The sequence below is a fragment of the Pseudomonas hygromyciniae genome (genome assembly GCF_016925675.1).
Classification (GTDB): Bacteria; Pseudomonadota; Gammaproteobacteria; order Pseudomonadales; family Pseudomonadaceae; genus Aquipseudomonas; species Aquipseudomonas hygromyciniae.
The window spans coordinates 5,644,226-5,656,700 of sequence record NZ_CP070506.1 but is presented as its reverse complement, the minus strand read 5'-3'; the positions used below and the strand labels follow the sequence as shown (position 1 = coordinate 5,656,700).

Genomic DNA, 12,475 nt, shown 5'->3' with positions numbered 1-12,475 from the left:
TGCGCCCGTGGATATGGAGTCCGCGGCATTCTACTGGAAATGGATAGCCCTATGGACATCACTGAACTGCTGACCGCAAGCGTCAGCCGGGGCGCCTCTGACCTGCATCTGTCGGCAGGGTTGGCGCCGAGGATGCGAGTCGATGGCGAGGTCGTGCCACTCGATTGGCCCTCATTGAGCGCTACGCAAGTAGCGGACTTGCTCGGCCCGATCCTGAATAAACACCAGCAAAAGGATTTCGAAACATCTCTTGAAACGGATTTTGCCTTCGAGTTGCCCGGTGTGGCGCGCTTTCGCGCCAACGTGTTCCAGCAGCATCGGGGCATGGGCGCGGTGTTTCGCGCGATTCCCTCCCGGGTGCAGAGCCTGGAAACCCTGGGGCTGGGCGATGTGTTCCGGCGTATCGCCGAACTGCCCAGGGGGCTGGTGCTGGTGACCGGGGCCACGGGCTCGGGCAAGTCCACCACCCTGGCGGCGATGATCGATTACCTCAACAACAGCCGTCAGCAACACATCCTGACCCTTGAGGACCCTATCGAATTTGTCCATGAGCCGTGCAAGGCGCTGATCAGCCAGCGCCAGGTGCATCGCGATACCCACAGTTTCTCCGCCGCCCTGCGTTCTGCGCTGCGCGAAGACCCGGATGTGATCCTGGTCGGCGAGTTGCGCGACCTGGAAACCATCCGCCTGGCCCTGACGGCGGCTGAAACCGGGCACCTGGTGTTTGGCACCCTGCACACCAGTTCGGCGGCAAAGACCGTGGATCGTCTGGTGGATGTGTTCCCGGCGGGGGAAAAGGCCATGGTCCGTTCGATGCTCTCGGAGTCGCTGCAGGCGGTGGTGTCCCAGGTGTTATTGAAGAAAGTTGGCGGCGGGCGCGTGGCGGCCCATGAAATCATGCTCGGTACACCGGCGATCCGTAACCTGATCCGCGAGGACAAGGTGGCGCAGTTGTACTCGGCGATCCAGACGGGAGGGGCGCTGGGGATGAAGACGTTGGATATGAGCTTGAAGGGGTTGGTCAGCCAGGGGCTGGTCAGCCGCGAAGAGGCGCAGCAGAAGGCGAGGGTGCCCACCGACATATGAGGTCTTGCGGGCAATAAAAATCAAATGTGGGAGCGGGCTTGCTCGCGAATGCGGTGTGTCAGTCACCCTCTTTGGTGGCTGATCTATTGCATTCGCGAGCAAGCCCGCTCCCACATGTGTTACCGCATTTGAGCCTTGAATCAGCGTTGCACAATGCGCAGGTTGTTCTGCTCTTTAGGCAGTACGCGCTTGGCAATCACGTAGTTCTTGTTCCAGAACGGCTTTTTCAGGGTGTCGATGCTGACCGACTTGCCACGGCGTGGCGCGTGGATAAAACGGTCGTTGCCCAGGTAGATGGCTACATGGTTGACCTGGCGGCTCTTGAGCTTGAAGAACAATAGGTCGCCGGGCTTCAAATCCTTGCGATCAACCTTCTGCCCGTGGCCACTGGCCATTGCATTGGAGGTGCGTGGCAAATCCACCGCAGCTACATCGTTGAAGGCGTATTTCACCAGGCCGCTGCAATCAAAGCCTTTACTTGGGCTGCTGCCGCCCCAACGATAAGGCGTACCGAGCACGTTGACGGCACGGCTGAGGACTTTGCTGCTTTGCTGGTTATTGCTCGCTACCAGGCCGGAAACTGCTTTACCGTGGGCCTTGCTCACTTGAGTCGGGCGCTTGACGGTGAGTTTTACCGATTTGGCGGAGCTGGTAGTAGCGTGGACTTTAGGGGTGAAACCATTAACGTTCGGAAGTCGTTGCTCACGATTGGTGGCGTGGGCGGCCAGTGGCATCAATAGGCAAATGGTTAGCCATGTCTTTAAAAATGGTCGCATAAGGCAGGCTCTTGTTGGTTTGCGCGCAACTTTATAACAGCTTTTAGTGTCTTTCTCAGGCCGTTTGTCGACTGAACCTTGACGTCAAAATCAGGAAAACCGCGACGAACTGTCGCAATTGTCCTACACAAGTCAGGTGGCATAAGGCTTTGAGGGAAGGGACGATACCATTTGCCGTACGTCGGGTGCCTGTAAAAAAGTCACAAAGAAACCAGAAATATTTATCTATCGAGGCAAAAGAGGTCATTCATGAACACCTATCGACAGGATGTTTCGCAACAGGACACCCACAGCAAGATGATCGGTTACCTGCTCTGGATCTTCGGTTTTACCGGAGCGCACCGCTTCTATTACGGCAAGCCGGTGACCGGGACTATCTGGTTCTTCACCTTTGGTTTGCTGGGTATTGGCTGGTTGATCGACCTGTTTCTGATCCCGGCAATGGACCGCGAAGCCGACCTGCGTTTTACCGCTGGGCCCATTGAATACAACGTGGCCTGGATTTTGTTGGCGTTTCTTGGGGTGTTTGGCTTGCACCGGATGTATCAGGGCAAATGGCTCACCGGCCTGTTGTACCTGGTGACCGGTGGCTTGTTCCTGATTGGGGTGCTGTATGACTTCTGGACGCTGAACACGCAGATCTCGATCCGCAATGCCGAGCGGTTGGGCGGGCGCTGATCAGCTCCAGCCTTGTGAGGATCTAATTGTGGGGGCGGGCTTGCTCGCGAAAGCGGTGCATCAGTCGACCTATTTGTTAACTGATATACCGCTTTCGCGAGCAAGCCCGCTCCCACATTTGATTGTGCCCGCTTCAGTTCTGGATCAAGCCTGGTAGCTGATCCGCCCATCCACCAAGGTGTAGCGCACAGTTGCCGGCAAGCTATGGCCGATGAACGGGCAGTTTTCACCCCTGGACAACCACTGCTCGCCAGCGACGGTGGAGCTGGCCGGATCAAACAGCACCAGATCTGCCGCCGAACCCACTGCCAGCTTGCCCGCCGGCAGGCGCAGCGCTTGCGCTGGGCCTGAGCTCAGGCGTGCGAGCAATGTTGGCAGGTCCAGCAAACCATCCTCCACCAAGGTCATCGCCAACGGGAGCAGCAGTTCGACGCTGCTGATCCCAGGCTCTGTCGCGCCAAATGGTGCCAGCTTGGCATCCCGCTCGTGGGGCTGGTGATGGCTGGAGATCGCCGAAACCACCCCCGACTTCACCGCCGCCCGCAAACCATCACGGTCGGCGCGGGTGCGCAGGGGCGGTTGCACGTGGTACAGGCTGGAGAAGTCGATCAGCGCCTCATCCGTCAGGATCAACTGGTACAGCGCCACATCAGCGGTCACCGGCAAGCCACGGGCCTGGGCCTGGGCAATCAAGGCCACGCCGCGGGCGCTGGTCAGTTGGCTGAAGTGGGCGCGTACGCCGCTTTGTTCCACCAATAGCAGGTCACGGGCCAAGGCTACGGTTTCTGCGGTTTCCGGGATGCCCGCAAGACCGAGGAAGCTGGCGGTGGGGCCTTCGTGGGCCAGGCCGCCTTCGGCCAGGTCATGGTCTTGGGAGTGGAAGATCACGGTCAGATCGAAGGTGGCGGCGTATTCCAGGGCCCGGCACAGGGTGCGGGTGCTGCGAAAACTCTCCAGGCCATTGCCGAAGGCCACGCAACCGGCGTCACGCAGGGCAATCAGCTCGGCCAGTTGCTCGCCATCCAGGCCTTTGCTCAGGGCGCCGATGGGGAACACTTTGCAATTGCCGGCCTCGCGGGCGCGGTCGAGGATCAGCTCGGCGACGGCCGAGGTGTCCAGCACCGGTTTGGTTTGCGGCGGGCAGCACAGGCTGGTGACACCACCTGCAGCGGCGGCGCGGGTTTCGCTGGTGATGCTGCCTTTGCGGCTGTAGCCCGGCTCGCGCAGGGCGACGTTCAGGTCTACCAGGCCGGGCGCGGCCACCAGGCCTTTGGCGTCGATGCTCTCGACCGGGTTGAAACCATTGGGGGCGGCGCCGATGGCAATGATCTTGCCGGCTTCCAGGTGCAGATCGGTGACTTGATCCAGGCCACTGGCCGGATCGATGACTCGGGCGCCGAGAATGCTGAGCTTCACTGGGCGTTCTCCTGCTCGAATTGACGTTGGGCAGTTTGCCCGCTCATGGCCATGGACAGTACGGCCATGCGCACCGCGATGCCGTAGGTGACCTGGTTGAGAATCACCGAGTGCGGGCCGTCGGCCACCGCCGACTCAATCTCCACCCCACGGTTGATCGGGCCAGGGTGCATGACAATCGCATCCGGCTTGGCGCCGGCCAGACGCGCGGTGGTCAGGCCGAACAGACGGTAGAACTCGCCTTCGCTGGGTAGCAGGCCACCGGCCATGCGCTCGCGTTGCAGGCGCAGCATGATCACCACATCGACATCCTTCAGGCCTTCGGTCATGTCGGTGTAGACCTTGACCCCGTATTGCTCGATGCCGATAGGCAGCAGGGTTTTCGGCGCGATCACGCGGATATCCGGGCAGCCGAGGGTTTTCAGGGCCAGCATGTTCGAGCGTGCCACCCGCGAGTGCAGGATGTCGCCGACGATGGCCACCGAGAGGTTTTCAAAGCCGCCCTTGTGCCGACGGATGGTGAGCATGTCGAGCATGCCCTGGGTCGGGTGGGCGTGACGGCCATCGCCGCCGTTGATGATCGCCACCTGCGGGCACACGTGCTCGGCGATAAAGTGCGCCGCGCCCGAGTCGCCATGGCGCACCACGAACATGTCGGCCGCCATGGCCTCCAGGTTGCGCAGGGTGTCGAGCAGGGTTTCGCCCTTGCTCGCCGACGAGGTGGAGACGTTCAGGGTGATCACGTCGGCTGACAGGCGTTGGGCCGCCAGCTCGAAGGTGGTGCGGGTGCGCGTCGAGTTCTCGAAGAACACGTTGCAAATGGTTTTGCCGCGCAGCAGCGGGACTTTCTTCACCGCCCGGCCGCCGACTTCAAGGAACGAGTCGGCAGTGTCGAGGATTTCGGTGAGCAATTCGCGGGGCAGGCCGTCGAGGGACAGGAAGTGTTGCAGCTGGCCCTGAGCGTTGAGCTGCAGCGGGCGCTTGGCATCTAGAGGCGTCATCGCGGGGACTCTTTACAAGGCGGTTTAAAGGGCGAGGTCTTGCAGTTCGAGTTCGAGCGGCGTGGGACCGGACAATTTTACCCGCTGTTGGGCTGAAAGCGACAGGGTGGCACCCACCACATCCGGGCTGATCGGCAGTTCGCCAGCTTCGAGGTCGAGCAGGCAGACCAGGGTGATGCTGGCCGGGCGGCCGTAGTCGAACAGCTCGTTCATGGCGGCACGGATGGTGCGGCCGCTCATCAGCACATCATCAATCAGCACCAGGTGCTGGCCTTCGATTTCAAAGGGCAGCGCAGACGGGCGCACTTGCGGGTGCAGGCCGTTCTGGCTGAAGTCATCGCGGTAGAAGGACACATCCAGGGTGCCCAGGGGCGAGTCGCTGCCCAGCTCTTGCAGCAACGCCTGGGCGACCCACACACCACCGGTACGGATGCCGATGAAACGCGGCTCGCTGATGGCGCGGTGTTGCAGATGGGTCGTGAGGCTCGTCGCCATCTGACGGATCAGTTCGGCGGGATTGGGCAGGCTCATGGTGGCTCCTTCAAGGGCTCGGGCAGCGTGACGCTGACAAAGTCCGGGCTCAAACGTAAGAAGACGCGGCAAGCCGCGTCAGTCAGGATTCAAATAAAGCGGTGTTTTCATCCAGCCAACCCTGCAACAGCAAGGCGGCGGCAATGGCGTCGACCGGGTTGTCGCGGTAGCTGCCTTTCTGCCCGCCACGATCGCGCCGCTCACCCTTGGCCTCAAAGGTGGTCAGGCGTTCATCGTGGGTATAGAAGGGCAGGTTGTAGCGGCCGTTGAGGCGGCGGGCGAACTTTTCGGCGCGCAGGCACATGTCGCTGGGGGTGCCGTCCATGTTCAACGGCAGGCCGACCACCACCGCGTCCGGCTTCCACTCCTTGATCAGGGCTTCGACCTGATTCCAGTCCGGTATGCCGTTTTGCGCCTTCAAGGTACACAGCTCGCGGGCCTGGCCGGTGATGACCTGGCCCACGGCAACACCGATCTGCTTGGTGCCGTAGTCAAATCCGAGGATCAGTCGCAAGGCCATCAGGCGTGCCCCGCCTGGCTGGTCAGCAGGTTGAGGTTGATCCCCAGTTGCGCTGCTGCGGCATTGAGGCGCAGTTCGCTGGCGGTGTTGAACAGAATGTCGGCATCGAAGGGGCACGTCAGCCAGGCATTGTTGGCCAGCTCTTCTTCCAGTTGCCCGGCTTCCCACCCGGCGTAACCCAGGGTGATCAGGCTCTGCTGCGGGCCGGCGCCATCAGCGATGGCAAACAGCACGTCCTGGGAGGTGGACAAGGACACGCCATCGAGGTCGACGGTTGCCTGGAACGTCGGGCCGCTGGGGTGCAGCACAAAGCCCCGGTCAGTCTGCACCGGGCCACCGAAATAGATCGGCACCGCCTGGCAACTGGCAGGTGGATCGATCTCCGGGCGCAGTTGCTCAAGGATATCGGCCAGGTTCAGGTCTTGCGGGCGGTTGACCACCAGCCCCATGGCGCCATTGGCCGTGTGCTCGACGATATAGGTCAAGGTGTGCGCAAAGTTCGGGTCGGCCATATGGGGCATGGCGATCAGGAATTGGTGCTTGAGGTAAGTCGGGCTGACATTTTTCATGTCCGCTAGTGTGGCGTTGGAGGGGCGAACTGACAAGCTGGGGATGTGTAGGAAATCGGTTGGCGGGTTTGCTTGGGCTGTAGGAGCGAGCTTGCTCGCGAAGATCGTCAACGATAACGCGGGCAGTCAGAATGCATGCGGCGGCCTCAGGTTCTTCGCGAGCAAGCTCGCTCCTACAGCGTTGGGCTGATCAGTTGCTGGAAAGCCGGTCGCCCTTGGCAAAGCGCCAGGTGCGGATGATTTCCAGGCGGTCGATATCGTTCAGGTCGCCGGTGAACGGGGCGAACGGCGCGGCCAGGCGCACGATGCGTTGTGCCGCCTGGTCCAGCAATGGCTGGCCGGACGACTCCAGCACCAGCACTTCATATAAAGAGCCGTCGCGGTTGATCGACACCAGCAGGCGCAAGTTGCCGTAGATCTGCTGGCGACGGGCCTCGTCCGGGTAGTTCAGGTTGCCGATGCGTTCGACCTTCTTGCGCCATTCGTCTTTATACCAGGCGCCTTTGTCGCGCATGGTCGAGGCGGCGTTGAGCCGGTAGATGCGCGGGCGCTTGGCATACAGCTGTTGTTCGTTGGCCAGTTCGGCCTCCAGGCTGGAGATTTCGCTGGAAAGTTGCGAGCTGTCGAATGTGGGGGCGGGTTTGCTTGGCGCAGGTTCGGTCTTCACGGCTTCGCGCTGGGTCACGGCCTTCTGGGGTTTTGGCGCAATGGTGGCGACGGCGGCCTTGGGCGCGGCCTGCTTGACCTCGGGCTTGGCCACCGGAGGCGGCGTGACCTTATTGATCTTGTTGTCCTGGAAGGGCGCCACTTCGGTGGTCTTGGGCACTGCCTTTTTATCCAGGGTGCCGCTGCCCTGCTGATTGTCCTGGGCCAGGAAGTCAGCCTTTTCGGGCTTCTTCTCACTTTTGAAGGTGGCGAGGGTGATTTCCAGGGTCTTGCTGATTTGCTGGGGTTCGACGAACGTGAAGCCCAGGCCGAGGATCAACGCCAAATGAATCAGCGCTGCCAGAAATAGGGTAAATCCGAGCCGATCAGCCGGGCGTACGCCGCTGTGGCTGATTTCGGGGGGCAGGTCGGACGGAAGCGTCATAACAGGAAAACCAACATCGCGCGTTTCACAGGTGGGGCATGATAGCGCAATGTTGGCTGACCTCCGGCTGTTCTATGTCACTTGGCTTGTAGCTTGTCGGCAATGGCTGCCATGAGCATTTCGCCGATATTGGTGCCGAACGCGTTGTCTATTTCGCGAATACAGGTCGGGCTGGTGACGTTGATTTCCGTCAGGTGCTCACCAATTACGTCAAGTCCTACGAACAGCAGGCCTTTCTCCCGCAGGGTCGGGCCAACCTGGGCGGCGATCCAGCGGTCTTTGTCGCTCAGCGGACGGGCTTCGCCACGACCACCCGCCGCGAGGTTGCCACGGGTCTCGCCGGCTGCCGGGATACGTGCCAGGCAGTAATCCACCGGTTCGCCATCGATCATCAGGATGCGCTTGTCGCCATCCTTGATCGCCGGCAGGTAGGCCTGGCCCATGATCTGCTGGGTGCCCAGGGCCGTCAGGGTCTCAAGGATCACCGACAGATTGGGGTCGCCTGCGCGGTGACGGAAGATCGAGGTGCCGCCCATACCGTCCAGCGGCTTGAGGATCACATCGCCGTGCTTGGCGGCAAATTCACGCAGTACGTCGGCGCGGCGGCTGACCACGGTGGGCGGCGTGCACTGGGGGAACAGTGTGGCGAACAACTTCTCGTTGCAGTCGCGCAGGCTCTGGGGCTTGTTGACGATCAGCACGCCGGCACGCTCGGCCTGCTCCAGCAGGTAGGTGGAGTAGACGAACTCCATGTCGAACGGCGGATCCTTGCGCATCAGGATCACGTCCAGGTCGCTCAGCGGGCTGTCGATCTCGTCTTGCAGTTCGAACCACTTTTCAGGGTTGGCAAACACCTGCAGAGGGCGCATCCGCGCCCGCGCCTCGCCGTCACCCTGGTAAAGGTCGCGCTGTTCCATATAGAACAGGGTCCAGCCGCGGGCCTGGGCGGCCAGCAGCATGGCCAGCGAGCTATCCTTTTTATAGGAAATGCTGGCGATAGGGTCCATGACAATGCCGACGCGAACGCTCATGGGGGATTTCCTCTAGCAAATAAGGGCGCATAAAAGTGGCGTCAGAGTGGCGCTGCGGCTGTTGTGGGTCAAGGAAAAACCACCTTGCCGGTCGGCCGATAGATTGCCTCCCCAGTCTGTGCTAAAAAGGCTGCCATGGTGTGTCGGCCCTTGCACGGCAAGGGTTTTGGCGCTCGTCCCAGGCAGTAGCCGGCAGTACACACCGAAAACCGATTCGCTGTGGCGATGGTAGAGCAGATATGGAACAGCATTCCAACGCCTTGAAAGTGATGGTGATCGACGATTCGAAAACGATTCGCCGCACCGCTGAAACGCTGTTGAAGAACGTAGGGTGCGAAGTCATCACGGCCATCGACGGTTTTGATGCCCTGGCCAGAATCGTTGACCATCACCCGCACATCATCTTTGTTGACATCATGATGCCGCGCCTGGATGGCTATCAGACCTGCGCTCTGGTCAAGAACAACCCGGCGTTCAAGGCCATCCCGGTGATCATGCTGTCGTCCAGGGATGGCCTGTTCGACAAGGCCAAGGGGCGCATCGTCGGCGTCGATCAATTTTTGACCAAGCCTTTCAGCAAGGAAGAACTGCTGAGTGCGATCAAGGCCTATGTGCCGGGTTTCGCTGCAGTAGAACAAGCACATTGACCCTGCCCCCAGGGCTTGCGTCAACCAATGTAGTGGGGAAAACCATGGCACGCGTTCTGATCGTCGACGATTCGCCGACTGAAATGTACAAACTGACCGGCATGCTGGAAAAGCATGGGCACCAGGTCCTCAAGGCCGAAAATGGTGCCGATGGCGTGGCCCTGGCCCGCCAGGAAAAGCCCGACGCCGTCTTGATGGATATCGTCATGCCCGGCCTCAATGGCTTCCAGGCCACGCGCCAGTTGTCCAAGGAGCCGGAAACCAACGGCATCCCGATCATCATCGTCACCACCAAGGACCAGGAAACCGACAAGATCTGGGGCGCACGCCAGGGGGCCAAGGAGTACCTGACCAAGCCGGTGGAAGAACACAAACTGATTGAGGTCCTGAACAAGGTGCTCAAACTCTGACGGCACGTTCCCATGACCGAGTCGCAAACCGCCTTTGAGCTGCTGCTGGACATCGACCGTCGCTGCCGCCTGTTGGCCGCTGATCTGCCGTCCCAGGAAACCCGCTCGCACAGCTGGAGCGGCATCGGCTTTCGCCTGGGCGGGCATTGGTATGTGGCGCCCATGGGCGAAGTCGCCGAAGTGCTGCATGAGCCGCGCTGCACCCTGATGCCCGGGGTCAAGCCTTGGGTCCGGGGCGTGGCCAACCTGCGCGGGCGTTTGCTGCCGGTGATCAACCTGTGCGGGTTCTTTGGCTATGAGCTGTCGGCCGCACGCAAGCAGCGCCGGGTGCTGGTGATTGAACACGAAGACACCTTTGTCGGCCTGCTGGTGGATGAAGTGGTCGGCCTGCAGCATTTTGCCCAGGACCTGCTGCGCCCGGTATCCGCCAGTGGGCCCGCCGCCAGCGCTGCGTTTATCCAAGGCCAGTTCAGCGGCGACCCGCTGTGGCAGGTCTTCAGCCCTTTCGCCCTGGCCCAGGCCCCGGGCTTTCTGGATGTTGCCGCATGAGCACCGCCACGCCCGTCAAACCGCAGGAAGCCTCCCGTAGCCGTTCGCAGATCATCGTGCTGTTTATTGCGCTGATCATTTTCATCATGCTGCTGTTCGCCAACTTCGCGTACCTCAACACCCAGTCCACCTATGACAAGCAGTACATCGGCCATGCCGGCGAACTGCGGGTGCTGTCCCAGCGCATTGCCAAGAATGCCACCGAGGCCGCGGCCGGCAAGGCTGCCGCGTTCAAGCTGTTGAGCGAGGCGCGCAATGATTTTGCCCAGCGCTGGGGCTACCTGAAAAAAGGCGACCCGGCCACCGGCCTGCCCGCCGCGCCCAGCGCCGTGCGTGGCGAAATGCGCGCCGTGCAGCATGACTGGGAAGCCTTGCTGAAGAACACCGACGTGATCCTGGCCAGCGAGCAGACGGTGCTGTCCCTGCATCAAGTGGCGGCGACCCTGGCCGAAACCGTGCCGCAATTGCAGCTGGAATCGGAAAAGGTGGTCGAGATCCTGCTGCAGCGCGGCGCACCCGCCAGCCAGGTAGCCGTGGCCCAGCGCCAATCGCTGTTGGCCGAGCGCATCCTGGGGGCGGTCAACACGGTGCTGGCGGGGGATGACACGGCGGTCAAGGCCGCCGACGCCTTTGGCCGCGATGCCAACCGCTTTGGCCAGGTCCTGGCCGGTATGCTCCAGGGCAGCGCTGGCCTGAAGATCAGCGAGGTGCAAGACCCGGACGCCCGTGCGCGCCTGGCGGAGATTGCCGAGCTGTTCGAGTTTGTCTCCGGCTCCGTGGATGAAATCCTCGAAACCTCGCCGCAACTGTTCCAGGTACGCGCCTCGGCGAGCAATATCTTCAGCCTCTCGCAAACCCTACTCGATGAGGCTTCGCACCTGGCCACCGGTTTTGAAAACCTGGCGGGCGGGCGCACCCTCGACACCATCGGCGGCTATGTCCTGGGCTTGCTGGCGCTGGCATCAATCATCCTGATCGGCCTGGTGATGGTGCGCGAAACCAATCGCCAACTGCGCGAAACCGCCGAGAAAAACGAACGCAACCAGAACGCGATCATGCGCCTGCTGGACGAAATCGAAGACCTGGCCGACGGCGACCTCACCGTGACCGCCTCGGTGACCGAAGACTTCACCGGCACCATCGCCGATTCCATCAACTATTCGGTGGACCAGTTACGCGACCTGGTGGCGACCATCAACCTCACCGCCGGTGAAGTGGCCGGCGCCGTGCAGGAAACCCAGGCCACCGCCATGCACCTGGCCCAGGCCTCGGAACACCAGGCCCAGCAGATCGCCGAAGCCTCGACGGCGATCAACCAGATGGCCCAATCCATCGACCAGGTGTCGGCCAACGCTGCCGAGTCCTCGGCCGTGGCTGAACGTTCGGTGGAGATCGCCAACAAAGGCAATGAGGTGGTGCACAACACCATCCACGGCATGGACAACATTCGCGAACAGATCCAGGACACCGCCAAGCGCATCAAACGCCTGGGCGAGTCATCCCAGGAGATTGGCGATATCGTCAGCCTGATCGACGACATTGCCGAGCAGACCAACATCCTCGCCCTCAACGCCGCGATCCAGGCAAGCATGGCCGGCGATGCCGGACGCGGCTTTGCCGTGGTGGCCGATGAAGTGCAACGCCTGGCCGAACGCTCGTCGGCCGCCACCCGGCAGATCGAGAACCTGGTGCGGGCGATCCAGACCGATACCAACGAAGCCGTGATCTCCATGGAACAGACCACCACCGAAGTGGTGCGTGGCGCGCGGCTGGCCCAGGATGCCGGAGTGGCCCTGGAAGAAATCGAAGGGGTGTCCAAGACCCTGGCCGCGCTGATCCAGAGCATCTCCAACGCCGCGCAGCAGCAAACCTCGTCGGCGGGGCAGATCTCCCTGACCATGAACGTGATCCAGCAGATCACCAGCCAGACCTCATCGGGCTCCACGGCCACCGCCGAGAGCATCGGCAACCTGGCCAAAATGGCCAGCCAGTTGCGCCGTTCGGTATCGGGCTTCACCTTGCCGCCCGTGCGCAAGCCCAATGAATGAAATGCCCCCTCAAAACCACCGCAATCTAAATGTGGGAGCGGGCTTGCTCGCGAAAGCGGTGTATCAGTCACCTAATGTGCCGACTGACCCAGCGCTTTCGCGAGCAAGCCCGCTCCCACATGA

At 61.5% G+C, this 12,475-nt stretch carries 14 protein-coding genes; 6 read left to right on the top strand and 8 right to left on the bottom strand.

What is annotated here, in order from left to right:
- Positions 1–51 precede the first annotated feature (51 nt).
- Entirely contained in the window at positions 52–1,086 is a 1,035-nt protein-coding gene (locus JTY93_RS25570; RefSeq protein WP_205475992.1) for a type IV pilus twitching motility protein PilT, read from the top strand.
- A 140-nt stretch (positions 1,087–1,226) separates the two neighbouring features.
- On the opposite strand, the gene JTY93_RS25565 is transcribed toward JTY93_RS25570, so the two are convergent.
- Positions 1,227–1,862 carry a C40 family peptidase gene (locus JTY93_RS25565; protein ID WP_029300475.1) on the bottom strand — a complete coding sequence of 212 codons (636 nt, stop codon included), beginning with the start codon at positions 1,860–1,862 and terminating at the stop codon, positions 1,227–1,229.
- A gap of 249 nt (positions 1,863–2,111) precedes the next feature.
- Here JTY93_RS25565 and JTY93_RS25560 point away from each other — a divergent pair, with 249 nt between their 5' ends.
- Positions 2,112–2,540 (top strand): NINE protein, encoded by a 429-nt coding sequence (locus tag JTY93_RS25560; protein ID WP_169991413.1) that lies wholly within the window; start codon positions 2,112–2,114, stop codon positions 2,538–2,540.
- A gap of 144 nt (positions 2,541–2,684) precedes the next feature.
- On the opposite strand, the gene JTY93_RS25555 is transcribed toward JTY93_RS25560, so the two are convergent.
- The 7 genes from JTY93_RS25555 to gshB form a co-directional block, all read right to left on the bottom strand.
- Positions 2,685–3,956, bottom strand: coding sequence for a dihydroorotase (locus tag JTY93_RS25555; RefSeq protein ID WP_205475993.1), 1,272 nt, complete (start codon positions 3,954–3,956; stop codon positions 2,685–2,687).
- A complete protein-coding gene (locus JTY93_RS25550) occupies positions 3,953–4,957 on the bottom strand; it encodes an aspartate carbamoyltransferase catalytic subunit (protein WP_205475994.1) in 1,005 nt (334 codons plus the stop codon). Before JTY93_RS25550 ends, JTY93_RS25555 begins: the two co-directional genes overlap by 4 nt.
- Before the next feature lie 24 nt (positions 4,958–4,981).
- A complete protein-coding gene (gene pyrR / locus JTY93_RS25545; protein ID WP_029300467.1) occupies positions 4,982–5,488 on the bottom strand; it encodes a bifunctional pyr operon transcriptional regulator/uracil phosphoribosyltransferase PyrR in 507 nt (168 codons plus the stop codon).
- A gap of 82 nt (positions 5,489–5,570) precedes the next feature.
- Positions 5,571–6,008 carry a Holliday junction resolvase RuvX gene (gene ruvX, locus JTY93_RS25540; protein WP_005792259.1) on the bottom strand — a complete coding sequence of 146 codons (438 nt, stop codon included), beginning with the start codon at positions 6,006–6,008 and terminating at the stop codon, positions 5,571–5,573.
- Entirely contained in the window at positions 6,008–6,577 is a 570-nt protein-coding gene (locus JTY93_RS25535) for a YqgE/AlgH family protein (RefSeq protein WP_205475995.1), read from the bottom strand. Before JTY93_RS25535 ends, ruvX begins: the two co-directional genes overlap by 1 nt.
- A gap of 190 nt (positions 6,578–6,767) precedes the next feature.
- The gene (locus JTY93_RS25530; protein WP_169991419.1) at positions 6,768–7,667 is read right to left on the bottom strand and encodes an energy transducer TonB; all 900 of its coding nucleotides are present in this window, start codon (positions 7,665–7,667) and stop codon (positions 6,768–6,770) included.
- 77 nt (positions 7,668–7,744) lie between these two features.
- Positions 7,745–8,698, bottom strand: a complete 954-nt coding sequence (gene gshB / locus JTY93_RS25525; RefSeq protein WP_029300457.1) for a glutathione synthase — start codon at positions 8,696–8,698, stop codon at positions 7,745–7,747.
- Positions 8,699–8,937: 239 nt separating this feature from the next.
- Between gshB and pilG the strand changes: the two genes are divergently transcribed.
- The 4 genes from pilG to JTY93_RS25505 are packed head-to-tail and all read left to right on the top strand — an operon-like array spanning position 8,938 to position 12,352.
- Positions 8,938–9,345, top strand: a complete 408-nt coding sequence (pilG, locus tag JTY93_RS25520; RefSeq protein WP_032858786.1) for a twitching motility response regulator PilG — start codon at positions 8,938–8,940, stop codon at positions 9,343–9,345.
- 44 nt (positions 9,346–9,389) lie between these two features.
- Positions 9,390–9,755, top strand: coding sequence for a response regulator (gene pilH, locus JTY93_RS25515; RefSeq protein ID WP_205475996.1), 366 nt, complete (start codon positions 9,390–9,392; stop codon positions 9,753–9,755).
- A 12-nt stretch (positions 9,756–9,767) separates the two neighbouring features.
- Positions 9,768–10,304, top strand: a complete 537-nt coding sequence (locus tag JTY93_RS25510) for a chemotaxis protein CheW (protein ID WP_205475997.1) — start codon at positions 9,768–9,770, stop codon at positions 10,302–10,304.
- On the top strand, positions 10,301–12,352 hold the full coding sequence (locus JTY93_RS25505; protein WP_205475998.1) for a methyl-accepting chemotaxis protein: 2,052 nt from the start codon (positions 10,301–10,303) through the stop codon (positions 12,350–12,352). The genes JTY93_RS25510 and JTY93_RS25505 overlap by 4 nt, the downstream gene beginning before the upstream one ends.
- Positions 12,353–12,475 lie beyond the last annotated feature (123 nt).

Bases quoted from the DNA above. Each gene is read 5' to 3' on its own strand.
- JTY93_RS25550 (WP_205475994.1), bottom strand. From the start codon at position 4,957: ATGACGCCTCTAGATGCCAAGCGCCCGCTGCAGCTCAACGCTCAGGGC.
- JTY93_RS25570 (WP_205475992.1), top strand. From the start codon at position 52: ATGGACATCACTGAACTGCTGACCGCAAGCGTCAGCCGGGGCGCCTCT.
- JTY93_RS25510 (WP_205475997.1), top strand. From the start codon at position 9,768: ATGACCGAGTCGCAAACCGCCTTTGAGCTGCTGCTGGACATCGACCGT.
- pilH (WP_205475996.1), top strand. From the start codon at position 9,390: ATGGCACGCGTTCTGATCGTCGACGATTCGCCGACTGAAATGTACAAA.
- JTY93_RS25530 (WP_169991419.1), bottom strand. From the start codon at position 7,667: ATGACGCTTCCGTCCGACCTGCCCCCCGAAATCAGCCACAGCGGCGTA.
- gshB (WP_029300457.1), bottom strand. From the start codon at position 8,698: ATGAGCGTTCGCGTCGGCATTGTCATGGACCCTATCGCCAGCATTTCC.
- JTY93_RS25535 (WP_205475995.1), bottom strand. From the start codon at position 6,577: ATGAAAAATGTCAGCCCGACTTACCTCAAGCACCAATTCCTGATCGCC.
- JTY93_RS25505 (WP_205475998.1), top strand. From the start codon at position 10,301: ATGAGCACCGCCACGCCCGTCAAACCGCAGGAAGCCTCCCGTAGCCGT.
- pilG (WP_032858786.1), top strand. From the start codon at position 8,938: ATGGAACAGCATTCCAACGCCTTGAAAGTGATGGTGATCGACGATTCG.
- JTY93_RS25565 (WP_029300475.1), bottom strand. From the start codon at position 1,862: ATGCGACCATTTTTAAAGACATGGCTAACCATTTGCCTATTGATGCCA.
- ruvX (WP_005792259.1), bottom strand. From the start codon at position 6,008: ATGGCCTTGCGACTGATCCTCGGATTTGACTACGGCACCAAGCAGATC.
- JTY93_RS25560 (WP_169991413.1), top strand. From the start codon at position 2,112: ATGAACACCTATCGACAGGATGTTTCGCAACAGGACACCCACAGCAAG.
- pyrR (WP_029300467.1), bottom strand. From the start codon at position 5,488: ATGAGCCTGCCCAATCCCGCCGAACTGATCCGTCAGATGGCGACGAGC.